The 25,947-nt window shown below is 57.4% G+C and carries 25 protein-coding genes; 6 read left to right on the top strand and 19 right to left on the bottom strand.

The features are described 5' to 3' along the window. Positions 1-53 precede the first annotated feature (53 nt). From glmU to mnmG, 14 genes are all read right to left on the bottom strand, one after another. Positions 54-1,421: a bifunctional UDP-N-acetylglucosamine diphosphorylase/glucosamine-1-phosphate N-acetyltransferase GlmU gene (gene glmU / locus BLU24_RS01185; protein ID WP_093096497.1), complete on the bottom strand. Its 1,368-nt coding sequence runs from the start codon at positions 1,419-1,421 to the stop codon at positions 54-56. A 118-nt stretch (positions 1,422-1,539) separates the two neighbouring features. Then, positions 1,540-1,965 carry a F0F1 ATP synthase subunit epsilon gene (locus tag BLU24_RS01180; protein WP_016772407.1) on the bottom strand — a complete coding sequence of 142 codons (426 nt, stop codon included), beginning with the start codon at positions 1,963-1,965 and terminating at the stop codon, positions 1,540-1,542. Between the two features lie 45 nt (positions 1,966-2,010). Further along, positions 2,011-3,390 carry a F0F1 ATP synthase subunit beta gene (atpD, locus tag BLU24_RS01175; RefSeq protein ID WP_090287822.1) on the bottom strand — a complete coding sequence of 460 codons (1,380 nt, stop codon included), beginning with the start codon at positions 3,388-3,390 and terminating at the stop codon, positions 2,011-2,013. A gap of 27 nt (positions 3,391-3,417) precedes the next feature. After that, a complete protein-coding gene (gene atpG / locus BLU24_RS01170; RefSeq protein ID WP_007911960.1) occupies positions 3,418-4,278 on the bottom strand; it encodes a F0F1 ATP synthase subunit gamma in 861 nt (286 codons plus the stop codon). A 50-nt stretch (positions 4,279-4,328) separates the two neighbouring features. Beyond that, on the bottom strand, positions 4,329-5,873 hold the full coding sequence (gene atpA / locus BLU24_RS01165) for a F0F1 ATP synthase subunit alpha (protein WP_016772405.1): 1,545 nt from the start codon (positions 5,871-5,873) through the stop codon (positions 4,329-4,331). Between the two features lie 21 nt (positions 5,874-5,894). Further along, entirely contained in the window at positions 5,895-6,431 is a 537-nt protein-coding gene (locus BLU24_RS01160) for a F0F1 ATP synthase subunit delta (protein WP_016772404.1), read from the bottom strand. Positions 6,432-6,443: 12 nt separating this feature from the next. Further along, complete coding sequence (locus tag BLU24_RS01155; protein ID WP_016772403.1) at positions 6,444-6,914, bottom strand: F0F1 ATP synthase subunit B; 471 nt, start codon at positions 6,912-6,914, stop codon at positions 6,444-6,446. A 59-nt stretch (positions 6,915-6,973) separates the two neighbouring features. Then, positions 6,974-7,231, bottom strand: a complete 258-nt coding sequence (gene atpE / locus BLU24_RS01150; protein WP_003097235.1) for a F0F1 ATP synthase subunit C — start codon at positions 7,229-7,231, stop codon at positions 6,974-6,976. A gap of 133 nt (positions 7,232-7,364) precedes the next feature. Beyond that, a complete protein-coding gene (gene atpB / locus BLU24_RS01145; RefSeq protein WP_016772402.1) occupies positions 7,365-8,234 on the bottom strand; it encodes a F0F1 ATP synthase subunit A in 870 nt (289 codons plus the stop codon). A 16-nt stretch (positions 8,235-8,250) separates the two neighbouring features. Continuing rightward, complete coding sequence (locus BLU24_RS01140; RefSeq protein WP_090287824.1) at positions 8,251-8,658, bottom strand: F0F1 ATP synthase subunit I; 408 nt, start codon at positions 8,656-8,658, stop codon at positions 8,251-8,253. A 148-nt stretch (positions 8,659-8,806) separates the two neighbouring features. Continuing rightward, complete coding sequence (locus tag BLU24_RS01135; protein WP_090287826.1) at positions 8,807-9,679, bottom strand: ParB/RepB/Spo0J family partition protein; 873 nt, start codon at positions 9,677-9,679, stop codon at positions 8,807-8,809. 9 nt (positions 9,680-9,688) lie between these two features. Next, positions 9,689-10,486: a ParA family protein gene (locus BLU24_RS01130; RefSeq protein ID WP_090287828.1), complete on the bottom strand. Its 798-nt coding sequence runs from the start codon at positions 10,484-10,486 to the stop codon at positions 9,689-9,691. 18 nt (positions 10,487-10,504) lie between these two features. Further along, a complete protein-coding gene (gene rsmG, locus BLU24_RS01125; protein ID WP_093096493.1) occupies positions 10,505-11,149 on the bottom strand; it encodes a 16S rRNA (guanine(527)-N(7))-methyltransferase RsmG in 645 nt (214 codons plus the stop codon). Further along, positions 11,146-13,044, bottom strand: coding sequence for a tRNA uridine-5-carboxymethylaminomethyl(34) synthesis enzyme MnmG (gene mnmG, locus BLU24_RS01120; RefSeq protein ID WP_093096489.1), 1,899 nt, complete (start codon positions 13,042-13,044; stop codon positions 11,146-11,148). The genes rsmG and mnmG overlap by 4 nt, the downstream gene beginning before the upstream one ends. A gap of 572 nt (positions 13,045-13,616) precedes the next feature. Between mnmG and BLU24_RS01115 the strand changes: the two genes are divergently transcribed. The 3 genes from BLU24_RS01115 (at position 13,617) to BLU24_RS01105 (ending at position 17,623) form a co-directional block, all read left to right on the top strand. Beyond that, positions 13,617-14,123 (top strand): sigma-70 family RNA polymerase sigma factor, encoded by a 507-nt coding sequence (locus BLU24_RS01115; RefSeq protein WP_093096486.1) that lies wholly within the window; start codon positions 13,617-13,619, stop codon positions 14,121-14,123. Continuing rightward, entirely contained in the window at positions 14,123-15,067 is a 945-nt protein-coding gene (locus BLU24_RS01110; protein WP_093096483.1) for a FecR domain-containing protein, read from the top strand. Before BLU24_RS01115 ends, BLU24_RS01110 begins: the two co-directional genes overlap by 1 nt. A gap of 120 nt (positions 15,068-15,187) precedes the next feature. After that, a complete protein-coding gene (locus BLU24_RS01105; protein ID WP_093096478.1) occupies positions 15,188-17,623 on the top strand; it encodes a TonB-dependent siderophore receptor in 2,436 nt (811 codons plus the stop codon). 40 nt (positions 17,624-17,663) lie between these two features. Here the strand turns inward: BLU24_RS01105 and mnmE are convergent, their stop codons facing one another. The 5 genes from mnmE to rpmH form a co-directional block, all read right to left on the bottom strand. Next, positions 17,664-19,034, bottom strand: coding sequence for a tRNA uridine-5-carboxymethylaminomethyl(34) synthesis GTPase MnmE (mnmE, locus tag BLU24_RS01100; RefSeq protein WP_093096473.1), 1,371 nt, complete (start codon positions 19,032-19,034; stop codon positions 17,664-17,666). A gap of 81 nt (positions 19,035-19,115) precedes the next feature. Next, positions 19,116-20,798: a membrane protein insertase YidC gene (gene yidC, locus BLU24_RS01095; protein WP_093096467.1), complete on the bottom strand. Its 1,683-nt coding sequence runs from the start codon at positions 20,796-20,798 to the stop codon at positions 19,116-19,118. Between the two features lie 2 nt (positions 20,799-20,800). Beyond that, positions 20,801-21,046 (bottom strand): membrane protein insertion efficiency factor YidD, encoded by a 246-nt coding sequence (yidD, locus tag BLU24_RS01090; protein ID WP_010465488.1) that lies wholly within the window; start codon positions 21,044-21,046, stop codon positions 20,801-20,803. Next, the gene (rnpA, locus tag BLU24_RS01085) at positions 21,039-21,440 is read right to left on the bottom strand and encodes a ribonuclease P protein component (protein ID WP_197677837.1); all 402 of its coding nucleotides are present in this window, start codon (positions 21,438-21,440) and stop codon (positions 21,039-21,041) included. Before rnpA ends, yidD begins: the two co-directional genes overlap by 8 nt. Positions 21,441-21,456: 16 nt before the next feature. After that, positions 21,457-21,591, bottom strand: a complete 135-nt coding sequence (gene rpmH, locus BLU24_RS01080; protein ID WP_003213577.1) for a 50S ribosomal protein L34 — start codon at positions 21,589-21,591, stop codon at positions 21,457-21,459. A 566-nt stretch (positions 21,592-22,157) separates the two neighbouring features. Between rpmH and dnaA the strand changes: the two genes are divergently transcribed. The 3 genes from dnaA to recF are packed head-to-tail and all read left to right on the top strand — an operon-like array spanning position 22,158 to position 25,942. Then, the gene (dnaA, locus tag BLU24_RS01075) at positions 22,158-23,681 is read left to right on the top strand and encodes a chromosomal replication initiator protein DnaA (RefSeq protein WP_093096459.1); all 1,524 of its coding nucleotides are present in this window, start codon (positions 22,158-22,160) and stop codon (positions 23,679-23,681) included. 39 nt (positions 23,682-23,720) lie between these two features. Then, on the top strand, positions 23,721-24,824 hold the full coding sequence (gene dnaN, locus BLU24_RS01070; RefSeq protein ID WP_090287849.1) for a DNA polymerase III subunit beta: 1,104 nt from the start codon (positions 23,721-23,723) through the stop codon (positions 24,822-24,824). 14 nt (positions 24,825-24,838) lie between these two features. Then, positions 24,839-25,942: a DNA replication/repair protein RecF gene (gene recF / locus BLU24_RS01065; RefSeq protein WP_016772389.1), complete on the top strand. Its 1,104-nt coding sequence runs from the start codon at positions 24,839-24,841 to the stop codon at positions 25,940-25,942. Positions 25,943-25,947: the final 5 nt, after the last annotated feature.

Below are 25,947 nucleotides of genomic sequence, written 5' to 3'. Positions count from 1 at the left end.
GTACACCTGATCAAACGCTTTCACGAGCGGGCTACCTGAGAACTGTGGATAACTCAGGATTTTTCGATTTTTACTGGCCGCTTCCAGCCATCGATATTTTTCTGCCGCGCCCGACCGACAGCCAGCTGCGCGTTATCCACATTTTGCGTGATCGTCGAACCGGCTGCCGTGGTTGCACCGCTGGAGATATCCACAGGCGCAACCAGCGAATTGTTTGAGCCGATGAACACATCCGCACCCAACACGGTTTTCCACTTGTTGGCGCCATCGTAGTTGCAGGTGATGGTGCCGGCGCCGATGTTGGTGCGCGCACCGATTTCGGCATCGCCCAGATAGGTCAGATGACCCGCCTTCGCGCCCTCGCCCATGTGGGCGTTTTTCAACTCGACGAAGTTACCCACATGCGCGCGCGCTTCAAGCACGGTGCCAGGACGCAGACGCGCGAACGGTCCGGCATCGCTGCCTTCGCCGAGAATCGCACCTTCGATATGGCTGTTGGCTTTGATCACCACGCCTTTGCGCAGGGTGCTGTCCTTGATCACGCAATTCGGGCCAATGACAACATCGTCTTCGATCACCACATTGCCTTCGAGGATCACGTTGATATCGATCAAGACGTCTCGACCGACAGTGACTTCACCACGCACATCAAAACGTGCCGGATCACGCAGGGTCACGCCTTGTGCCATCAAACGACGACCGGCGCGCATCTGGTAATGACGCTCGAGTTCGGACAGTTGCTTGCGATCGTTGGCGCCCTGCACTTCTATCGGGTCATGTGGTTGTTCGGTGGCTACCACCAGACCATCGCTGACCGCCATTTCGATCACGTCGGTCAGGTAGTACTCGCCTTGGGCGTTGTTGTTCGACAGGCGGCTCATCCAGTCCGCGAGGCGATTGGCCGGCACGGCGAGAATGCCGGTGTTGCCTTCGGTTATCGCGCGTTGGGCTTCGCTGGCATCTTTGTGTTCAACAATGGCGGCCACCTTGCCGTCGGCATCACGCACGATGCGGCCATAACCGGTTGGGTCGTCGAGTTCGACGGTGAGCAAGCCCATCTGACCAGGCACAACGTGCTTGAGCAAACGCTGCAAGGTTTCGACTTCGATCAACGGCACGTCGCCGTAAAGGATCAACACGGTGTCGGCAGTAATGAACGGCACCGCTTGCGCCGTGGCGTGGCCGGTACCGAGTTGTTTGTCCTGGAGGACGAAATTCAGATCGTCGGCCGCCAGGCGCTCACGCACCACATCGGCGCCGTGACCGATCACCACATGAATACGTTGCGGGTCCAGTTGACGGGCGCTGTGGATAACATGACCCAGCATGGAGTCGCCGGCAATCGGGTGCAGCACCTTCGGCAAGGCAGAACGCATGCGGGTGCCTTGGCCGGCCGCGAGGATAACGATTTCAAGAGACATGACTGGCTACCAATCCTGGGTGGTCAGCGACTGCGACCGGTTTACGGGAATTCGGAAAAGAAAAAAGGGTAGCCGAGGCTACCCTTTTTTATCAATCGCACAACAAGCGGCTGACGGATTAACCGCCAAACTTCTTGCGGATCTGCTGGACGGTGCGCAGTTGAGCTGCAGCCTCGGCCAGACGTGTGGCAGCGGCGCCGTAATCGAAGTCCGCGCCTTTTTCGTTCAGGGCATTCTCGGCAGCCTTGAGAGCTGCCTGAGCCTGAGCTTCATCCAGGTCGGCGGCACGTTGCACAGTATCGGCAAGCACCTTGACCATGTTCGGCTGAACCTCGAGGAAACCACCGGAGATGTAGAACACCTCGGCTTCCCCGCCTTGCTTGATCAGGCGGATCGGACCCGGCTTGAGATTAGTGATCAGCGGCGCGTGACCCAGAGCGATACCAAGATCACCCAGTGCACCGTGCGCAATCACCATCTCGACCAGGCCGGAAAAGATTTCCCCTTCCGCGCTGACGATATCGCAATGGACTGTCATAGCCATCTGATTGCCTCAACCTAAATTAGCGCCCGTTGCCGGGCGCCGGGATTACAGTTTCTTGGCTTTCTCGATCGCTTCTTCGATGCCGCCAACCATGTAGAACGCTTGTTCTGGCAGGTGGTCGTAGTCACCGTTGAGGATGCCTTTGAAGCCAGCAATGGTGTCTTTCAGGGAAACGTATTTACCCGAAGCACCGGTGAAGACTTCAGCCACGAAGAACGGCTGCGACAAGAAGCGCTGGATCTTACGAGCACGGTTAACCAACTGCTTGTCGGCTTCCGAAAGCTCGTCCATACCCAGGATCGCGATGATGTCCTTCAGCTCTTTGTAACGTTGCAGAACGTACTGAACGCCGCGAGCGGTGTCGTAGTGGTCCTGACCGATCACGTTCGGGTCCAGCTGGCGCGAGGTCGAATCCAGTGGATCTACCGCCGGGTAGATACCCAGGGAAGCGATGTCACGGGACAGAACGACGGTGGCGTCCAGGTGGGCGAAGGTGGTCGCTGGCGACGGGTCGGTCAAGTCATCCGCCGGTACGTATACCGCCTGGATCGAAGTGATCGAACCTTCCTTGGTCGAAGTGATACGTTCCTGCAGAACGCCCATCTCTTCAGCCAGGGTCGGCTGGTAACCTACTGCCGAAGGCATACGGCCCAGCAGTGCGGATACTTCAGTACCGGCCAGGGTGTAACGATAGATGTTGTCGACGAACAGCAGAACGTCGTTACCTTCGTCACGGAACTTCTCGGCCATGGTCAGGCCGGTCAGGGCTACGCGCAGACGGTTTCCCGGCGGCTCGTTCATCTGACCGTAAACCAGTGCCACTTTGTCCAGAACGTTGGAGTCCTTCATCTCGTGGTAGAAGTCGTTACCCTCACGAGTACGCTCACCCACACCGGCGAACACGGAATAACCGCTGTGCTCGATGGCGATGTTACGGATCAGTTCCATCATGTTTACGGTTTTGCCTACACCGGCACCACCGAACAGACCGACTTTACCGCCCTTGGCGAACGGGCAAACCAGGTCGATAACCTTGATGCCGGTTTCCAGCAGGTCGTTGCCGCCCGCTTGCTCGGCGAACGAAGGTGCAGGACGGTGAATGCCCCAGCGCTCTTCGGTGTCGATCGGGCCAGCTTCGTCGATCGGGTTGCCGAGGACGTCCATGATCCGGCCCAGGGTCGCTTTACCGACCGGTACGGAGATGGCTGCGCCAGAGTCGCTGACTTCCAGACCGCGCTTCAAGCCCTCGGTGGAACCCATCGCAATGGTACGAACCACGCCGTCGCCCAGCTGCTGCTGAACTTCCAGAGTGGTTGCGGCCGCGCTTTGTACAGTCAGCGCGTTGTAGATGCTCGGTACGCTGTCGCGTGGAAATTCCACGTCGATAACGGCGCCGATGATTTGAACGATACGTCCGCTACTCATAGCTGGATCCTCTGAATATTTGAACCGTTAAACCGCGGCAGCGCCGCCGACGATTTCCGAGATCTCTTGGGTGATCGCAGCCTGACGCGCCTTGTTGTAGATCAGCTGCAAATCGCTGATCAAATCACCGGCGTTGTCGGTAGCGTTCTTCATCGCGATCATCCGCGCAGCCTGTTCAGCCGCGTTGTTCTCGACCACCGCCTGGTAGACCTGCGACTCGACGTAACGGACCATCAAGCCGTCAAGCAGCTCTTTGGCATCCGGTTCGTAGAGATAGTCCCAGTGGTGCTTGAGATCCTGATCCGGGGTGGCCACAAGTGGAATCAACTGCTCCACGGTAGGCTGTTGCGTCATGGTGTTGATGAACTTGTTGGACACCACGGACAGGCGGTCAATACGGCCGTCCAGGTAGGCATCCAGCATCACCTTGACGCTGCCGATCAGATCATTGATCGACGGCTCTTCACCCAGGTGGCTGATAGCTGCAACGACGTTACCGCCGAAGTTGCGGAAAAAGGCCGCACCCTTGCTACCAACGACACACAGATCGATCTCGACGCCGTTTTCGCGGTTTACCGCCATGTCCTTGACCAGGGCCTTGAACAGGTTGGTGTTCAAGCCGCCGCACAGACCACGGTCACTGCTCACGACGACATAACCGACGCGCTTGATTTCGCGGTCGATCATGAACGGGTGGCGGTATTCCGGGTTGGCGTTGGCCAGATGCCCAATTACCTGGCGGATACGCTCCGCATAAGGACGGCTAGCAGCCATGCGCATTTGTGCCTTGCGCATTTTGCTGACCGCCACTTTTTCCATGGCGCTGGTAATCTTTTGCGTGCTTTTGATGCTCGCAATCTTACTGCGAATCTCTTTTGCGCCTGCCATGTAACACCTATCAGGTTAGCAAGCGGGAGCCTCGCGGCTCCCGCTGCGGCTTACCAGGTTTGGGTGGCCTTGAACTTCTCGATACCGGCTTTCATGCCAGCGTCGATTTCGTCATTGAAGTCACCTTTAACGTTGATCTTCGCCATCAAATCGGCGTGATCGCGGTTGAAGAAAGCAATCAGCGCTTGTTCGAAGCTGCCGACCTTGGCGATTTCAATGTCAGTCAGGAACCCACGCTCAGCGGCATACAGCGACAGCGCCATGTCAGCGATCGACATTGGTGCGTATTGCTTCTGCTTCATCAGCTCGGTAACGCGCTGACCATGCTCAAGTTGCTTGCGGGTCGCTTCGTCCAGGTCAGAAGCGAACTGGGCGAATGCCGCCAGTTCACGGTACTGAGCCAGAGCGGTACGGATACCACCGGAGAGCTTCTTGATGATCTTGGTCTGAGCGGCACCACCCACACGGGATACCGAAACACCGGCGTTCACTGCAGGGCGGATGCCCGAGTTGAACATGGCCGATTCCAGGAAGATCTGACCGTCGGTGATGGAAATCACGTTGGTCGGAACGAACGCGGAAACGTCGCCAGCCTGGGTTTCGATGATCGGCAGTGCGGTCAGGGAACCGGTTTTGCCGGTCACTGCGCCGTTGGTGAACTTCTCTACGTATTCTTCCGAAACGCGGGATGCGCGCTCCAGCAGACGGGAGTGGAGATAGAACACGTCGCCTGGGTAAGCTTCACGGCCTGGTGGACGGCGCAGCAGCAGGGAGATCTGGCGGTAAGCCACTGCCTGCTTGGACAGATCGTCATAAACGATCAGCGCGTCTTCACCGCGGTCGCGGAAGAATTCACCCATGGTGCAACCGGAGTACGGTGCCAGGAACTGCAGCGCAGGAGATTCCGAAGCACTGGCAGCCACGATGATCGTGTTGGCCAGGGCGCCGTTTTCTTCCAGCTTGCGAACCACGTTGGCGATGGTCGATTGCTTCTGACCGATCGCTACGTAGACGCAGAAAATGCCGCTGTCTTTCTGGTTGATGATCGCGTCGATCGCCAGAGCGGTTTTACCGATCTGACGGTCACCGATGATCAGCTCACGCTGGCCACGGCCGACCGGGATCATGGCATCGACAGCCTTGTAGCCAGTCTGTACAGGCTGGTCTACCGACTTACGCCAGATCACGCCTGGAGCAACTTTCTCGACCGCGTCGGTCTCGGTGTTGCCCAGTGGACCTTTGCCGTCAACAGGGTTACCCAGTGCATCGACTACGCGGCCCAGCAATTCCTTACCAACAGGAACTTCGAGGATGCGGCCGGTGCACTTGGCGCTCATGCCTTCAGCCAGCGACTGGTAGGAGCCCAATACCACGGCACCTACGGAGTCCTGCTCCAGGTTGAGGGCCATACCGTAGACGCCGCCCGGAAACTCGATCATCTCGCCGTACATGACGTCGGCCAGACCGTGAATCCGCACGATGCCGTCAGATACGCTGACGACAGTGCCTTCGTTACGGGCTTGGGAGGTCACATCGAGCTTGTCGATGCGGCCCTTGATAATTTCACTTATTTCGGAAGGATTGAGTTGCTGCATTGCTCTGCTGCCCCTTCAAACTCAAGATTTCAATGCTTCGGCAAGTTTCGCGATTTTGCCGCGAATCGAGCCATCGATAACCAGGTCGCCGGCGCGGATCACGACACCACCAATCAAGGCAGCGTCCTCCGCAACTTGCAGGCGCACTTCCCGGTTGAGTCGTGCACTGAGAACCTTGGCGAGTTTGTCTTGCTGTTCTTGGTTCAATGCGAAAGCACTGGTCACTTCAACGTCTACCGATTTCTCTTGTTCGGCCTTGTACAGGTCGAACAGAGCGGCGATCTCCGGCAGAAGCAGGAGACGGTCGTTTTCGGCAACGACGTTGATGAAGTTGCGTGCCTTTTCATCAAACTTGTCGCCGCACACGTCAATGAACGTGGCGGCCTTTTCTGCGCTCGTCAGTCGCGGGGCCTTGAGCACGCGCTGCAGGGTGTCGTCTTGCGACACCGCTGCTGCCAGGCCGAGCATGGCTGACCAATTGGCCAGTTGCTGGTGGGCCTGAGCGTGCTCGAAGGCCGCCTTAGCGTAAGGTCGGGCCAACGTGGTCAGTTCTGCCATGATCGCCCTCGCTTAGATTTCAGCAGCCAGTTGGTTAACCAGCTCTGCGTGCGCGTTTTGATCGATTGTGGCACCCAGGATCTTCTCGGCGCCGCCAACAGCCAGCAAGCCCACTTGGGCACGCAGCTTGTCTTTGACGCTGTTCAGTTCCTGTTCGATCTCGGCTTGAGCCTGAACCTTCACACGGTCAGCGTCGATACGGGCTTTTTCAACAGCCTCTTCGACGATCTGGTTACCGCGTTTCTTGGCTTGCTCGATGATTTCAGCTGCCTGAGCTTTCGCTTCGCGCAGTTGCTGACCCGCTTTTTCTTGGGCCAACTCCAGGTCGCGAGCTGCACGGCTGGCAGCGTCCAGACCATCAGCGATCTTCTTTTGACGTTCGTGCAGAGCAGCGATGACCGGAGGCCATACATACTTCATGCAGAACAGTACAAAAATCAGGAACGCAACGGACTGGCCAATCAGGGTCGCATTAATGTTCACGCCAACACCTCGCAGTTACGTTGTCCATCACACCAGATTACTCGGAAGAATCCGGGTAATCAGCCAGCGATCTGACCAACGAACGGGTTCGCAAAGGTGAAGAACAGAGCGATACCAACACCGATCATGGTTACGGCGTCGAGCAGACCGGCAACGATGAACATCTTAACTTGCAGCATTGGAACCATTTCTGGCTGACGCGCTGCGCCTTCCAGGAACTTGCCGCCCAACAGGCCGAAACCAATTGCGGTACCCAGTGCGCCCAGGCCGATCAACAGTGCAACAGCGATAGCGGTTAGACCAACTACAGTTTCCATCTTTCCTCCCGACTTTTACGTCGTATGGTTTAGGTTTTTTAGATTAAAGCGGTAAAACAAATCGTTTCAGGTGCCCTGTGAAGAGCCCCCTCCCGTTTGACCGGGAGGGACATCAGACTAGTCGAGACTGGCCTTAATGGTTTTCTTCGTGCGCCATCGACAGGTAGACGATGGTCAGCATCATGAAGATGAACGCCTGCAGCGTGATGATCAGGATGTGGAACACAGCCCACGCCCACTGCAGAACAACGCCCAGGCCGCTCAGCCAGAGCAGGCCGCTGCCGAACATCACAGCGATCAGAATGAACACCAGCTCGCCGGCATACATGTTGCCGAACAGACGCAGAGCCAGAGAGATCGGCTTGGCAATCAGGGTCACGAATTCCAGCAGGAAGTTCACCGGGATCAGCAGGGCTTGAACGAAGATGTTCTTGCTGCCGAACGGGTGCAGGGTCAGTTCGCCGATGAAGCCGCCGATGCCCTTGACCTTGATGCTGTAGAAAATGATCAGCGCGAACACCGAGAACGCCATGCCCAGGGTCGCGTTCGGGTCGGTAGTCGACACGGCGCGGAACGGGATGTGCGCATCACCGGAGATCAGGATGGCCAGTTGAGGAATCCAGTCGACCGGTACCAGGTCGACGGCGTTCATCAGGAACACCCAGACGAAGATGGTCAGTGCCAGCGGTGCGATCACCGGGCTACGACCATGGAAGCTGTCTTTCACGCTGCCATCGACGAATTCGACCAATACTTCAACGAAGTTCTGCAAAGCACCCGGCTGACCCGACGTTGCCTTCTTCGCCGCCATGCGGAAAAGAAGAACGAAGATCAGACCCAGCGCGACCGACCAGCCGAGGGTATCGACGTGGAAAGCCCAGAAGCCCATTTCCTTGGCCTCTGCTGCGGTGTGGGCAAAGCCCCAGCCGCCGTTGGGTAGCTGACCGAAGGTCAGGTTCTGCAAGTGGTGCTGGATATAGCCCGAAGCGGTTGTTTCTGCCATGGTTGCCTCAAACGCCCTAAGGTCTCGAAAGTCTTGTTCTCATCAGCAGGGGAGCGAACCAGCTGACCGACTGCGTCAGCACGAACACGCCGAATACTGCGATCGGCGCCAGTGGCTTCACACCTGCGAACACCAGTGCAAACAGCACTGCCGTCAAAATCAGTTTGCCTGCCTCGCCGGCATAAAAAGACCGGACGATGGACTGGGCTGCTCGGGCGCCGGAAAACCGAAATGCCCTGTGAGCGAAATAAACATTGGGCAGCAAGGCTATCAGGCCTCCGCAAAGTCCCGAGTATCCGGCAACGACTCCATGCCATTGCCAGAGCGCCAACGCGGCAATCAGCAAAACGACAAATTGAGCCATCAGCACCGGAAAAACCGCCAGGCGATGGAACGGCAGGCGGTTTGGCTTGCGGGTTTCCATCACGTTTGCTCTCCAAAGGTCGGCTGCCAGAATTCACTAACTTGGCATAATTTGTGCCGACAAAATGCGCGCAGAGTATAGGGGCGGTTCTGCCCCTATTCAACTGTCAGGTAGTGATTTCCGACTGCGCGCTACATGAGGAAATGTTTCAGCGGATGTGTGCGAGCACACCTTGAAGCTCATCGAGCGAGTTGTAACCAATCACCAATTGGCCCTTGCCCTTCTTCCCGTGGCGAATCTGCACCGCAGAGCCTAGGCGCTCGGCCAGCCGCTGTTCGAGGCGAGCGATGTCCGGATCGGGTTTGGCGGCTTCGACAGGCTCGGGTTTGCCACTCAACCACTGGCGAACCAGTGCCTCAGTTTGGCGCACGGTCAGCCCTCGTGCGACAACATGTCGCGCCCCTTCGACCTGCTGATTGTCCGGCAGACCGAGTAATGCACGGGCATGACCCATTTCCAGATCGCCATGAGACAGCATGGTCTTGATGACTTCAGGCAATGCAATAAGTCGTAACAGGTTAGCCACAGTCACGCGAGACTTACCCACAGCCTCGGCCACCTGCTGCTGGGTCAGCTGAAATTCCTGCTGCAGCCGTTGCAAGGCCACGGCCTCTTCGATCGGACTCAAGTCTTCGCGCTGGATGTTCTCGATCAGCGCGATGGCGATTGCGGTTTCATCAGGCACATCGCGGACCATGGCCGGGATGGTTTCCTGGCCAGCCTGTTGACTGGCGCGCCAGCGACGCTCACCAGCGATGATTTCGAAGCGGCCACCACCAATCGGACGCACCACGATCGGTTGCATCACGCCTTGGGCTTTGATCGAAGACGCCAGTTCTTCCAGCGCCTGCGGATCCATGTCCCGGCGCGGCTGGTATTTGCCGCGCTGAAGCAGGTCCAGCGGCAAATGCTGCAATTCCCGGGTATCAGCCTGCGCGGCCTGTTCTTCCAGGGCGCTGACTGTCGGACCGCTCAGCAGTGCATCCAGTCCACGTCCGAGACCTCGTTTCTTGACGGCCATGGGGATTCCTTAAGTTGGCTGGGCAGCGGCGATGCGTGAATTTTTGCGCTGACGGCGAACCATCTCGCCCGCGAGGGCCAGATAGGCCAGCGCGCCGCGCGACTGCTTGTCGTAGGCCAGTGCCGGCATGCCGTAGCTTGGCGCTTCGGCCAGACGGATGTTGCGCGGAATCACCGTGTCGTAAAGCTGCTCGCCGAAGTGTTCCTTGAGCTGCGCCGACACATCGTTCATCAGGCTCAGGCGCGGGTCGTACATGGTCCGCAACAGACCTTCGACTTTCAGGTTCGGATTCAGCAGTTCAGCGATGCGCTTGATGTTATCCACAAGGTCGCTCAAGCCTTCGAGCGCGAAATACTCGCACTGCATGGGGATAATTACCCCGTCGGAGGCGACCAGCGCGTTCAGCGTGAGCATCGACAGCGACGGCGGGCAGTCGATCAAAATGTAATCGTAGTTGTCGCGGATCGGCGCCAGCGCGCTACGCAGACGGCTTTCCTTCATCTGCATTTCCAGCAGCACCACTTCGGCCGCCGTCAGATCGCGGTTGGCCGGCAGCAGTTGATAACCGCCATGCTCGGAAAAATGCATGGCCTGGCTCAGATCGCATTCACCGATCAGCAGGTCGTAGACCGAATTTTCCAGGCCGTGTTTATCCACACCGCTACCCATGGTGGCGTTGCCCTGTGGATCGAGATCGATCAGCAGCACCCGGCGCTTGGTCGCGACCAGCGATGCTGCGAGGTTGATACAGGTGGTGGTCTTGCCCACACCACCCTTCTGGTTCGCTATCGCGAATACCTTAGCCATTCTTGCTTGTGTTCCCAATCATGCCGTGCGGCGCAGTATCAGCAGATGGCGTTGGCCTTGGCAACCGGGTACGGCCAGGGCGTGTTCGCTATCGAGTTTGAAGTCTGCCGGCAATGCTACCAGCTCATCGGCCGGATGAACGCCCTTCATTGCCAGCCAGCGTGTATCAGCATCGCCCAGGTGACGAGTCCAGTTACTGAAATTCTCCATGCTGCTGAACGCCCGGGAAATGATCCCGTTAAATGGCTGCGCAGGCTGGAACGCCTCTACACGACTGTGGATAACTTGCAGGTTATCCAGTTTGAGTTCGAGTTTGACCTGTGTCAGGAAGCGGGTTTTCTTGCCGTTGCTGTCCAGGCAGGTCACCTGCGAATCCGGAAACAGGATCGCCAACGGAATCCCCGGCATGCCGCCGCCACTGCCGACGTCGAGCCAGCGGCCGTTTTCGATGAACGACATCACGCTCAGACTATCGAGCAAGTGACGCGAGACCATTTCATCCGGATCGCGCACAGCGGTGAGGTTGTAGGCCTGGTTCCATTTAATCAACAGGGCCAGATAACCCAGCAGCAACTCATGCTGGGCTTGCGTGAGCTCGATACCGAGCGCGCGGGCTCCTGTGGATAACTCTTCGGCGTGCTGCGAAGTGACCTTAGAACTCAAGCGCTTTGCTCCAACTGACGGCCCGCGCCGCGTTTTTTCAAATGAATCATCAACAGCGAAATGGCTGCCGGGGTCACACCCGGGATCCGCGAAGCCTGGCCGAGCGTCTCGGGGCGAGTCGCGCCCAGCTTGCTCTGGATCTCCTTGGAGAGACCGGAAATATTGGTGTAATCGATATCCACAGGCAGTTTGGTGTCTTCGCTGGCGCGCAAACGGGCGATTTCATCCTGCTGACGATCAATGTAACCGGCGTACTTGGTCTTGATTTCGACCTGCTCGGCAACCTGCGGATCTTCAGCGCCGTTGCCGGTTACCTCGACCAGACCCGCGTAATCGATTTCCGGTCGGCTCAGGAGGTTGAGCAAGTTGTATTCGTGGGTCAGTGGCGTGCCGAATTTCTCGGCAATTGCATCGCCCTGTTGCGTATTGGGTCGCACCCAGGTGCTTTTCAGGCGCTGTTCTTCCAGATCGATGCTTTCGCGCTTCTTGCAGAAGGCCGCCCAACGCGCGTCATCGACCAGGCCCAGCTCCCGGCCTTTTTCGGTCAGACGCAGGTCGGCGTTGTCCTCGCGCAGGATCAGGCGGTACTCGGCGCGGGAAGTGAACATGCGGTACGGCTCTTGAGTACCCAGGGTGATCAGATCGTCGACCAATACACCGATGTACGCTTCATCGCGGCGCGGGCACCAGGCTTCTTTGCCCTTGGCGCGCAGCGCCGCGTTGGCGCCAGCGAGCAAACCTTGTGCACCGGCTTCTTCGTAACCGGTAGTGCCGTTGATCTGACCGGCAAAGAACAGACCGCCAATCACCTTGGTTTCCAGACTGTACTTCAGGTCGCGAGGATCGAAGTAGTCGTACTCGATCGCATAACCCGGACGCACGATGTGCGCGTTCTCCATGCCGCGGATCGATTGCACGATCTGCAATTGCACATCGAACGGCAAGCTTGTGGATATCCCGTTCGGGTACAGCTCATGGGTGGTCAAACCTTCCGGTTCGATGAACACCTGATGGCTTTCCTTGTCGGCAAAGCGGTGGATCTTGTCTTCGATCGACGGGCAGTAACGCGGGCCGATGCCCTCGATTTCGCCGGCAGCGGAATACATCGGCGAACGATCGAGGTTCGCCGCGATGATTTCGTGGGTGCGAGCATTGGTGTGGGTAATCCAGCAGCTGACCTGGCGTGGATGCTGTTCCTTGTTGCCCATGAACGACATCACCGGGATCGGCGTATCGCCGGGTTGCTCGGTCATTACGGAGAAATCCACAGACTTGCCGTCGATACGCGGCGGTGTGCCGGTTTTCAAGCGGCCGACGCGCAGAGGCAGTTCACGCAAACGGTGCGCCAGCGCGATCGACGGCGGATCACCGGCGCGACCGCCGGAAAAATTCTGCAAACCGATGTGGATAAGTCCACCGAGGAACGTACCGGTGGTCAACACCACGGAATCGGCCAAGAAGCGCAGACCCATTTGCGTGACAACACCACGGACCTGTTCCTGCTCGACGATCAGGTCATCAGCCGCCTGTTGAAATATCCACAGGTTCGGTTGGTTTTCCAGGATTTCGCGGACAGCCGCTTTGTACAGAATGCGGTCGGCCTGCGCACGGGTCGCACGTACGGCCGGGCCTTTGCGGCTGTTCAACACGCGAAACTGGATACCACCCAAATCGGTAGCCATGGCCATCGCGCCGCCGAGGGCATCGATTTCCTTGACCAGATGGCTTTTGCCAATGCCACCGATGGCCGGGTTGCAACTCATGGCACCGAGGGTTTCCACGTTATGCGTCAGCAACAGGGTTTTTGCCCCCATACGTGCTGAGGCCAGTGCTGCCTCGGTACCGGCATGACCGCCGCCGATGACGATCACTTCAAAACGGGAAGGGAAATCCACCACGCACCTCGTGCCTGCTTAATAGGTCATTCAGGAAATAGTTTGAGCTCAGGTTTCTGGACCTGGTCGGCAAGTATAGGGACTTCGCCCTTTCTAAAGAACCCTTTGCACAAAATTTAACCAGCTGTGGAGAACTCGCGGTTAAAAGAATAAAAAAGAGAGAATTTTATAAAACCTTTGTTTTTATGTTTATTTTTACTGGCCATGATTTCTGTGGATAGATCGCTACAAGCCATTATTTACGTGCTGTACAGAGATTCAAAACCCTGTGCTCATGTGCCAATGAGGGTATTGGATAAGCCTCGTAAGCCTGTGGATGAAAGGGGTTGTTATCCACAGAGGGGTTTATATCCAGTTTCGAAACCCTGTTATCAACCGATCTCAGGGGCAGTTATTCACAGGGCTTAATCCACAGAAAACGTCCAAACGATGCATACAGAACGCAAAAAAAAGGCGCCACCAAGATAGCGGTGACGCCCATGCAAGCATTGGAGAGGAAATGAAAGGGCTATTGTGAGAGAACGTAACAGGGGCTAATAATAGGCATTATCATTAACTCACCACTTTCTCCCATGTCCCTACTCGCCCATACCGCTGCGATCGAGCAAATCTACGAGCAACACCATTCGTGGCTCTACGGCTGGCTCAAGGGCAGATTAAATGACGCCGGCGATGCGGCGGACGTCGCGCATGACACGTTTGTGCGGATTCTGGCGGCCCGCAATGCGGCGCATATCCGCGAGCCGAGGGAGTATCTGGCCACCATCGCGCGCGGCCTGGTGATTGACCGATATAGAAGAAGCGCCATCGAGACTGCCTATCTGCAGGCTCTGGCAACCAGACCTGAAGCCAGCGCAATCAGTGAAGAAGACCGAGCGTTGATCATCGAAACCCTGATGGCTGTGGATAAAGCCCTGGCAGGCCTCGGTGCGCGAACCCAGCGGATCTTCATGCTTTCCCAGATTGAAGGCCTGACTTATCAACAGATTGCCGTGCAACTGCAGGTTTCGCTGACAACGGTGAAGAAGCACATGATTCGCGCCCTGACAGAATGTGCCCTGATCATGGCGCAGCATTGATGGCCATCGCACCCGACCGCCAGGTTTTCGAAGCGGCCGCCAGCTGGTACGTGCAATTTCAGGCAGAGCCGCCAACGCTTGCCGAAAAAAACGCTTGGCAGTTGTGGATAGATAGCGATCCTGCGCATCTGGCGGCATGGAACCAAGTGGAACAACTGCAGCGTCACCTCGGCACCCTTCCGCAGGACTTGAAACGTCGCGCCCTGTGTACCGGACAGCAACGACGCCAGGTGGTGAAGCTATTGCTGCTCGCTGCAGGAACCGGGTTCGTTGGCTGGAATGTTCAGCAACACACTTCCTTGGGGAATGTCTGGGCCGACTATAAAACCGAGGTCGGTCAGCGTCGCAACCTGCCATTGGCCGACGGCAGCCAGATTCAGCTCAATACGGACACCGCGATCGATGTGTCTTTCACTGCGACACAACGGCTGATTCGCCTGCGCTCGGGCGAGATCCTGATTCAAACCGGCAAGCTTGGCGATCAACGGCCGTTTTTTGTCGAAACCCAGGATGGTCGGATACAAGCGCTGGGCACGCGTTTTTCGGTTCATCAGTTACCGGGCGCAACCCGGGTGGGTGTGCTCGAAGATCGGGTCAGCGTTCAGCCCGCTGATGTCTCGGCCGCGAGAATCTTGCAGGCAGGCGAAGGTGCAGATTTCGACCGTCGGCATATCGGACTCATTCAGCCCTTCACCTCATCACAAGTGGCATGGAGCAACGGCCAGTTGATCGTCCTCGATGCGCGGCTGGGCGATGTGATCGATGAGCTGCAACGCTATCGTCGCGGTGTCCTGCATTGCGACGCTCGTGCCAGGGATCTGCGCGTGTCCGGTACATTTCGGCTTGATTCCACCGATGCCGTGTTGGCCAATCTACAGGCTTCGTTGCCGATCAACGTGCGTTACTTCACTCGTTACTGGGTCTCGCTCAGCCACCGCGCTTGATCGACACCAGACCTTGGGAAAAATGAATCGACACCGGGGTTATCTTTTTTTGCCCTGAACCGGCCCTACAGGTAATCGCGATCAACGCGGCTCGTTGCCACCTTCAGGGCTTATCCACACATGCGTCTTCCTACGTATCGTCAGCGCTTCTCCTGCCACTATCTTGCTTACAGCCTATTGATGACCAGTGCCGCGTCTTGTCTGGTGATGCCCGCTGGCGCCTCCGCGGCGAGCAGCACTCAGCGTTATGTCATTGCCGCAGGCCCGCTGGATAAAGCCCTCAGCCAGTTCGCCTCCGCTGCGAATGTGATTTTGTCCTTCTCGCCGCAACAGACGCAGCGCTTGTCCAGTGCCGGGCTGAACGGCAATTTCAGCATCGAACAGGGTTTTGCCCAACTGCTGCAAGGCTCCGGACTGCAAGCCGTGCCGCAGGCACCGGGCAGCTACATTCTGCAAGCGTTGCCAAGCGCTGATTCGCTGGAACTGGCCCCGACCAACATCAACGCTCAGTTGGCCAACCCGATGGACCTGGATTACGCCGCTGACGTCGGCTACAAGGCGCAGAACAGCCGGATCGGTACGAAAACCAGTACGCCGCTGTCGGAAACGCCGCGCTCTGTGTCTGTCGTAACCGCCCAGCGCATGAAAGATCAGAAATCTCAGACACTCACCGAAGTGCTTGGCTACGTACCAGGCATCTTTGCCCCACCGTTCGCCGCGGGTGACAGCCTGGCCGGCGATCTGTTTTTCATTCGTGGCTTCAACGCCACCGATTACGGCTACGGTCTGCTGCGCGATGGACTGCGCGTACAGGGCAATCGGTATGACACCAGCACTGAGCCTTACGGTCTGGAGCGGGTCGAAGTGTTCCGCGGTCCGTCGTCGCTGTTGTATGGAGAAAACGCCCCCGGTGGTCTGGTCAATCTGGTCAGTAAACGTCCAACCGCTGTGCCTCAGGGCGAAGTGCAACTGGGCTATGGTTCGAACAATCGCCGGCAGATCGGCGTCGACGTGTCGGGGCCGCTCAACGACAGCGGCAACATTCTCGGGCGCGTGGTGATGCTTGGGCGCAAATCCGACACCCAGACCGATCATGTCCCGGATGACCGAATCTACATCGCCCCTTCGCTGACCCTGAACTTTGACGATTTCAACACGCTGACACTGCTGGCCAACTACCAGAAGGATCACACCAACATGGAACTCGGCCTGCCGGCGGCCGGGACATTGCTGAGCAACCCCAACGGCCGGTTACCCAAAGACACGATGCTCGGCGATCCGGACTGGAATACCTTCGAACGGGAAACCTGGAGTACCGGGTACGAGTTCAGCCATTCCTTCAACGATGACTGGCAGTTCCGCCAGAACTCGCGCTATATGCAGTCGCGTATTACTCGGCATGAAACCTGGCCAGGCAACCTGAACAATGGCGGGTACGGCACGCGATTGAACATGACCGCATACGATCGCTTCAACAAGTCGATGGTCTATTCGCTGGATAACCAGTTGGAAGGCAAATTCCAGGTCGGGGGGCTGGAGAACACCGTGCTGTTCGGCGCCAGCTACGACCGTACCTCGTTCAATCAGGACTGGAACGCCGGCATCGTCGGGCCGATCGATGTGTATAACCCGGTTTATCTGCGCGACCCGACCACGCCGATTGCGGTGCAAAACACCTTGCTCGAGCAACAGATGAAAGGCGTTTATGCACAGATCCAGAGCAAGTACGACCGTTGGCTGTTTTTGCTCGGTGGCCGGCAGGACTGGGTCGACAGTGATTTCCGCGACAAGGTGGCCACAGGCAGCAACACCAGTTCCGAGGACAAGAAGTTCACCTATCAGGGCGGGGTGATGTATCAGTTCGACAACGGCCTGACGCCATATGTCAGCTATTCCACCTCGTTCGTGCCGGTGCAGCAGATTTCCAACGCCGGCGCACCGCTCGATCCGATCACCAGCAGCCAATACGAACTGGGCCTGAAGTACGAGCCGATCGGCTGGGATACCGCATTCACCGCGTCGGTGTATGACCTGCGCAAAAAAGACGACACCTACTTCGACTCGACGACGTCGAGCTATCGCCAGGTGGGCGAAAGCCGTTCCAAAGGTGTCGAGTTGGAGCTCAACAGCAATCTGACCCAAAACCTCAATGTTACGGCTGCTTACACCTACACCGATGCGCGCATCACCAAAGATGCAGCAACCTCACTGGTCAAAGGTCATCAGATGACAGGCGTGCCGCGCAATCAGGCGTCGGTCTGGGCCAAATACCGCTTCCTTGATGGCGATCTCAAAGGCCTGTACGTGGCGGGCGGCGTGCGTTACTTCGACAGTGCGTTCGCCTACACCTCGCCGTCTCTCTACGGCAAGCTGGATGCCGGCGATGTCACGCTGGTCGATGCAGCGATCGGTTACCAGATCGACAGCCACTGGAGCGTGGATCTCAACGCGAAAAATCTTTTCGCCAAGGACTATGTATCGGGCTGCAACGATGCCGGGCGCTGCTATTGGGGCGAAGACCGCACCATGCTCGGTACAGTGTCTTACAACTGGTAAAACCAAAAAGGCCTGTGGATAAATTGTCCACAGGCCCTTTTTATTTACCAATGCAGAAGCTGGAAAAGATCCGTCCCAACAAGTCATCGGAGCTGAACGCCCCGGTGATTTCACCCAACGCATGCTGGGCCTGGCGCAAATCCTCGGCGAGCAATTCGCCGGCGCCCGCCAATGTCAGCTGGGCACGGCCGTGTTCCAATGCCGCGCTGGCATGGCGCAGGGCTTCGAGATGCCGACGTCGCGCACTGAAACTGCTTTCCGATGTTTGCTCGTAACCCATGCAGGCTTTGAGATGGTCACGCAGTAAATCCAGGCCGTCACCGGCAGATTTGGCACTCAGACTGATGGTCACATGGCCGTCTTCACTGGTTTCCAGAGCAATTGCTTCCCCGGTCAGGTCGGCTTTATTGCGAATCAGGGTGACTTTGGCCGGATCCGGCCGGGTTTCGAGGAATTCCGGCCACAGGGCAAACGGGTCCAGCGCTTCCGGTGCGGTCGCATCAACCACCAACAACACGCGATCAGCCTCACCGATCGCCTTCAATGCCCGCTCGACGCCGATCTTTTCCACATGATCATCGGTATCACGCAGACCGGCAGTGTCGACAACGTGCAGCGGCATGCCATCGATGTGGATATGTTCGCGCAGGATATCCCGGGTAGTGCCAGCAATCTCGGTGACGATGGCGGCTTCCCGACCGGCCAGTGCATTCAACAGGCTGGATTTGCCGGCATTGGGTCGACCGGCGATCACGACTGTCATGCCATCACGCAACAGTGCACCTTGTCCGGCCTCGCGCAGTACTGTGGATAACTCGTTGCGCACTTTATCGAGCATGCTCAACACATGGCCATCGGCGAGAAAGTCGATTTCCTCTTCCGGAAAATCGATAGCGGCTTCGACGTAGATGCGCAGACCGATCAGTTGCTCAGTCAGGTTATGCACACGCTGGGAAAATGCTCCCTGCAATGAACGCAGGGCATTACGTGCGGCTTGAGCAGAACTGGCTTCGATCAGATCGGCAATCGCCTCGGCCTGGGCCAGATCGAGCTTGTCGTTGAGAAACGCGCGCTCACTGAATTCCCCTGGACGCGCCAAGCGGCAACCCAGTTCCAGACAACGCTTGAGCAGCATGTCGAGAACGACCGGGCCGCCGTGTCCCTGCAGTTCCAGCACGTCTTCGCCGGTAAATGAGTTCGGCCCCGGGAAATACAGTGCCAGACCTTCGTCCAGCACCTGCTGATCATCACTGAAAAACGGCCCGTAATGGGCAAAACGTGGTTTCAGTTCGCGACCGCTGATGGCTTTCGCCGCCACGCTGGCCAACGGCCCGGAAATACGAACGATGCCCACACCGCCGCGACCTTGTGCGGTGGCGACGGCGGCGATGGTTTCACGCGGTGTGCTCATAAACCGGAATCCAGACAAAAGTGGCAGATAGCAAAACGCCCCACTAGGGGGCGTTTTGAGTGGTGTTATCCACAGTGCAAGTTACGCCTCGGCTTTTTTCGTCGCCGCTTCGATCTTACGCGTGATGTACCACTGTTGTGCAATCGACAGGCAGTTGTTCACAACCCAGTACAGCACCAGACCAGCAGGGAACCACAGGAAGAAGAAGGTGAAAATGATTGGCATCATTTTCATGACCTTCGCCTGCATCGGATCCGGAGGTGTAGGGTTCAGCTGCTGCTGGATGAACATGGTCGCGCCCATGATGATCGGCAGAATGAAGAACGGATCCTTGATCGACAGGTCGGTGATCCACAGCATGAACGGCGCTTGACGCATCTCCACGCTTTCCAGCAGAACCCAGTACAGCGAAAGGAAAACCGGCATCTGCACGAGGATTGGCAAGCAGCCGCCCAGCGGATTGATCTTCTCTTTCTTGTACAGCTCCATCATGGCTTGCGACATTTTCTGCCGGTCGTCGCCATGTTGCTCTTTCAGCGCAGCCAGTTTCGGCGCAACGGCACGCATACGCGCCATCGATTTGTAGCTGGCAGCCGACAACGGGAAGAAGATCCCTTTGATCAGCATGGTCAGGAAGATGATCGACCAGCCCCAGTTGCCGACAATCGCGTGGATATGTTGCAGCAGCCAGAAGATTGGCTGGGCAATGAACCACAGAATGCCGTAGTCGACGGTCAGTTCCAGACCAGGGGACAACTCTTTCAACACGGCCTGGCTTTTCGGACCGGCGTACAGCACTGCGCTGGTTTCAACCTTGGCACCTGGTGCAGCGGTCAAAGTAGGACCGGTGTAACCGATGATGTAGTTGCCTTTGCTGTCTTTACGGGTCTGGACGATGTTGTTTTCGCCCTTGGCCGGAATCCACGCAGTCACGAAGTAGTGTTGCAGCCAGGCTACCCAGCCACCGGTGACGGTTTCTTTGAGCTGCGCCTTGTCCATGTCCTTCATGGACACTTTCTTGTACGGCTCCGAACTTGTCCACAGGGCAGCGCCCAGGTAAGTCGCGGTGCCAGTCGCCGTTGTGGACGAAGGGTCCGCGCTTGCGTCGCGTTTCAACTGAGCGAACATCGCGCCATTCCAGGGCTGAGCGCTCTGGTTATCCACAATGTAGGAAACGGCTACGTCATACAGGCCGCGTTTCAGCGTGAAACGCTTGATGTAGTTGACGCCATCCTTGCTGAATTTCAGGTCAACGACGAGTTGATCCTGACCATCAGCCAGTTGATAGGTCTTCTTCTCCGAGGAGTAGACCGGACGACCGGCCGGATTTGCGTCCGGGCCATTGGTGCCGATCAGACCGCTTTGGGCCAGATAAACACGTTCGCCGCCGTTATCGAACAGCTGGAACGGCACATCAGGACGATCCTGACGACGCGGATACAGAGGCAAGGTCAGTTGGGCAACATCGCCACCTTGTGGATCGATCGCGAGATCGAGCACGTCGGTTTTGATCTGGATCAGATCCTTGCTGGCGGCTACCGGTGTTTCGGCAGGTGCGCTGGTATCGCTGGCGGCACGCGGAATATCGTCACTGGCGGCAGCATTGGTGCCAGTGGCGGTGTCCGGCAAACCGGATGTAGTCGTACTGGAAGCAACATTCTGAGTCGGCAGGGCAGCCTGGCCATAGTCCTGGTTCCATTTAAGAACCATAACGTAGGACACGATTGCCAGGGCGACGATCAGGATCGTGCGTTTGATATCCATGATTACTCGGCCATCGAAGAAGAACGGGAGGTAGGGATAGGCGGAACCGGGTCATAACCACCGGGATTCCACGGATGACAGCGACCTAAACGACGAAAGGTCAGCCAGCCACCGCGCAGAAGGCCATGATTTTCAATGGCTTCATACGCGTAGCAGGAACAACTGGGGTAGAAACGACAGTGGCTGGCCATCAAAGGACTAATGGCATAGCGATAAAACTGGATCGGAACGAGGGCCAGTTTACGCATCTGGACTGTCTACCCCTACAGTTTCGGTTTTGACTGCCGGAACCGGCTTGTTACGAGCCAGACGCTTCCAGAGTTTGCCGAAATGCTGAATCAATTCGGGGTTTTCTACATCGCCCAGACCTTTGCGCGCGACGATAACGATGTCCCAGCCGACCAGTGAATCCTGGTGCAGACGGAACGATTCGCGCATCAAACGTTTGAGGCGATTGCGCTCAACGGAGAGCTTGACGCTCTTTTTCCCGATAACCAGCCCGAGACGGGGGTGATCGAGATCGTTGTCGCGTGCAAGGAGCAGGAGATTTTTCCCCGGAACCTTGCCGGTAGGGGAGTCAAAGACTGCCTTGAAATGCCGGGGGGTAAGCAGACGCTTTTCCCGACTGAAGTCCTGACTCACCTCCAGTACCGGATTATCAAACTGCCAGACGCGCACGACCTTTGGCGCGACGACGCGACAGGACTGCGCGGCCGTTCTTGGTAGCCATGCGAGCACGGAAACCGTGGGTACGAGCGCGTTTGATAGTGCTTGGTTGGAAAGTACGTTTCATGTCGTGTTACCTGGTTCGTCCACAACGGGCCGGAATGGCCCCCGTTTTAAGAGACCGGGGATTCTAGAGAAAGCAAGCCTTCAGGTCAATTTCCAACCAGCGTTTCCTTATAAATAGATCTCCCGGAGGTTTCCGTCTGAAAGACTGTCCGCCAGACATAAAAATAAAGAAGGGAATTATTTAAAGCTTTTCTGTAAAGCTTGTTAAAGCTAGGCGATGCCTCCTCTGTGGATAAGTGGCAGGGCACCTTTATTTACCTGGTGTACAGAGAATGACAACTACAGTGGAAAACCGTGTTCAGCCTGTGCTGCGCTGTCGGATAACCTGTGTGTGGAATGGTTGGTTATCCACAGGCGCGTTATCCACCGAGTTCAACCCCCAGTTGTCCAGTGCCCTCAAGGGCGGTTATCCACAGAGCTTATTCACTAACCGTTGGTCGCCTTTTATCGATCCAGACTGCTGACAATTGATGAATGCCGGGCAACCTGCGTGTGGATAAGTGGACGGCTCGCCGCTACAATGGCCGCTTGTTTTTGCCTCACCGGCTTTCAACTTAGGGGATATCCGTGTCAGTGGAACTTTGGCAGCAGTGCGTGGAGCTTTTGCGCGAGGAGCTGCCTGCCCAACAATTCAACACCTGGATCCGTCCACTACAGGTCGAAGCCGAAGGCGACGAGTTGCGCGTCTACGCACCGAACCGTTTCGTGCTGGACTGGGTCAATGAAAAGTACCTGGGCCGGGTCATGGAACTGCTGGATGAGCATGGCAATGGCATGGCGCCAGCGCTGTCCTTGTTAATAGGCAGCAAACGCAGCTCGGCGCCGCGTGCCGCCCCGAATGCACCGCTGGCTGCGGCGCAGGTTTCTCAGGCACAGGCGAATGCAGCGCCTGCCAACGCGCCGGCCCCTGCTCCGGCGCGTGCGTCGACCAAGCGTGCAACGCAGAAAACCGAGGAAATCAGTGAAGAGCCGTCTCGCGACAGCTTTGACCCGATGGCCGGTGCTGCGTCGCAACAAGCCCCGGTTCGCGCCGAACAGCGCACCGTGCAGGTCGAAGGTGCGCTCAAGCACACCAGCTATCTGAACCGCACCTTCACCTTTGAAAACTTCGTCGAAGGTAAATCCAACCAGCTCGCCCGTGCGGCGGCGTGGCAGGTCGCGGACAACCCCAAGCATGGCTATAACCCGCTCTTCCTTTATGGTGGCGTCGGTCTGGGTAAAACCCACTTGATGCACGCGGTGGGTAACCATCTATTGAAGAAGAACCCGAATGCCAAGGTCGTTTACCTGCATTCCGAGCGTTTCGTGGCCGATATGGTCAAGGCGCTGCAGTTGAACGCCATCAACGAGTTCAAGCGTTTCTACCGATCGGTGGATGCATTGCTGATCGATGACATTCAGTTCTTCGCCCGCAAAGAGCGCTCGCAGGAAGAATTCTTCCACACCTTCAACGCCCTGCTTGAAGGTGGCCAGCAGGTCATTCTCACCAGTGACCGCTACCCGAAAGAGATCGAAGGGCTTGAAGAGCGTCTCAAGTCGCGTTTCGGCTGGGGCCTGACGGTCGCCGTCGAGCCGCCGGAGCTGGAAACCCGCGTGGCCATCTTGATGAAGAAGGCTGACCAGGCCAAAGTCGAGTTGCCGCATGACGCGGCGTTCTTCATCGCCCAGCGTATTCGCTCCAACGTCCGTGAGCTGGAAGGCGCGCTGAAACGCGTAATCGCCCACTCTCACTTCATGGGCCGCGACATCACCATCGAGCTGATTCGCGAATCGCTGAAGGACCTGCTGGCGTTGCAGGACAAGCTGGTTTCTGTGGATAACATTCAGCGCACGGTCGCCGAGTACTACAAGATCAAGATTTCCGATCTGCTGTCCAAGCGCCGTTCGCGCTCGGTAGCGCGCCCGCGTCAGGTGGCCATGGCGTTGTCCAAGGAACTGACCAACCACAGCTTGCCGGAAATCGGCGATGTGTTTGGCGGCCGCGACCATACGACCGTGTTGCACGCCTGCCGCAAGATCAACGAACTTAAGGAATCCGACGCGGACATCCGCGAGGACTACAAGAACCTGCTGCGTACACTGACCACTTGATGAACACCAGCGCAGCTTATTAAGGCAAGGGACTAGACCATGCATTTCACCATTCAACGCGAAGCCCTGTTGAAACCCCTGCAACTGGTCGCAGGCGTCGTCGAGCGCCGACAGACCTTGCCGGTACTCTCCAACGTGCTGTTGGTTGTCGAGGGCCAGCAACTGTCGCTGACCGGTACCGACCTTGAGGTCGAGCTGGTCGGTCGTGTGCAACTTGAGGAGCCGGCCGAAACAGGTTCCATCACCGTGCCTGCGCGCAAGCTGATGGACATCTGCAAAAGCCTGCCCAACGATGCGCTGATCGACATCAAGGTCGACGAGCAGAAACTGGTGGTCAAGGCCGGCCGTAGCCGTTTCACCCTGTCGACCCTGCCAGCCAACGATTTCCCGACCGTTGAAGAAGGTCCGGGCTCGCTGACCTGCAGCCTTGAACAAAGCAAACTGCGTCGTCTGATCGAACGCACCAGCTTCGCCATGGCCCAGCAGGACGTGCGCTACTACCTCAACGGCATGCTGCTGGAAGTTTCTGCTGGCATCATCCGCGCGGTGGCAACCGACGGTCACCGTCTGGCCATGTGCTCGATGCAGGCCGATATCGGTCAGCCGGATCGTCATCAGGTGATCGTCCCGCGCAAAGGTATCCTTGAACTGGCACGTCTGCTCACCGAGCCGGACGGCAATGTCAGCATTGTTCTCGGTCAGCACCATATCCGCGCGACCACCGGCGAATTCACCTTCACTTCGAAACTGGTCGACGGCAAATTCCCGGATTACGAGCGTGTGTTGCCCAAAGGTGGCGACAAGCTGGTGCTGGGCGATCGCCAGGCCCTGCGTGAAGCATTCAGCCGTACCGCGATTCTGTCCAACGAGAAGTACCGCGGCATCCGTCTGCAACTGGCCAGCGGGCAGTTGAAGATCCAGGCCAACAACCCGGAACAGGAAGAAGCGGAAGAAGAAGTGGGCGTTGAATACAACGGCGGCGCGCTGGAAATCGGCTTCAACGTCAGCTACCTGCTTGACGTATTGGGCGTGATGACCACCGAGCAGGTTCGCCTGATCCTGTCCGACTCCAACAGCAGTGCGCTGGTGCAAGAGTCCGACAATGACGACTCGGCTTACGTTGTCATGCCGATGCGTCTGTAATCAGCTAACTCTGAATGTCGTTAAGTCGTGTTTCGGTCACCGCGGTGCGCAATCTGCACCCGGTGACCTTCTCCCCCTCTCCCCGCATCAACATTCTTTACGGCGCCAACGGCAGCGGCAAAACCAGTGTTCTGGAAGCCATTCATCTGCTCGGGCTTGCCCGTTCGTTTCGTAGCACGCGCTTGTTGCCGGTCATCCAGTACGAGCAACTCGCCTGTACGGTATTCGGTCAGGTTGAATTGGCCGAGGGCGGACACAGTGCGCTGGGGATTTCTCGTGATCGCCAAGGCGAGTTCCAGATTCGTATCGATGGGCAGAACGCCCGTAGCGCTGCGCAACTGGCGGAAATCCTGCCGCTGCAGTTGATCAACCCCGACAGCTTCCGCCTGCTCGAAGGCGCGCCGAAGATTCGCCGGCAGTTTCTCGACTGGGGCGTGTTCCACGTCGAACCGCGGTTCATGGCGACGTGGCAGCGTTTGCAGAAGGCCTTGCGCCAGAGAAACTCCTGGCTGCGGCATGGTACACTTGACGCCGTTTCGCAAGCGGTTTGGGACAGGGAACTGTGCCAGGCCAGCGCTGAAATCGATGAATACCGCCGCGCTTATATCACAGCCTTGAAACCGGTCTTCGAACAGACCTTGAGCGAACTGGTTGAGCTCGAGGGTTTGACGCTCAGCTATTACCGAGGCTGGGATAAAGACCGGGAGTTGAGCGCCGTACTTGCCGGTTCCGTGCAACGGGACCAGCAGATGGGGCATACCCAGGCCGGACCGCAACGGGCTGATTTGCGTCTTAGATTGGGCGCACACAATGCCGCGGACATATTGTCTCGGGGTCAGCAGAAGTTGGTGGTCTGTGCACTGCGGATTGCCCAAGGGCACCTGGTCAGCCAGGCCCGCCGCGGTCAGTGTATTTATCTGGTGGATGACTTGCCGTCCGAGCTGGACGAGAGCCATCGCCGCGCGCTTTGCCGCTTGCTGGAAGACTTACGCTGCCAGGTGTTCATCACCTGTGTAGATCACGAATTATTGAGGGAAGGCTGGCAGACGGAAACGCCAGTCGCTTTGTTCCACGTGGAACAGGGCCGTATCACCCAGACCCACGACCATCGGGAGTGAAGGCA

The sequence above is a fragment of the Pseudomonas sp. Z003-0.4C(8344-21) genome, from assembly GCF_900104975.1.
Classification (GTDB): Bacteria; Pseudomonadota; Gammaproteobacteria; order Pseudomonadales; family Pseudomonadaceae; genus Aquipseudomonas; species Aquipseudomonas granadensis.
Note: the sequence above shows the minus strand (reverse complement) of the source record. Positions and strands in the feature narration are given on the sequence as shown.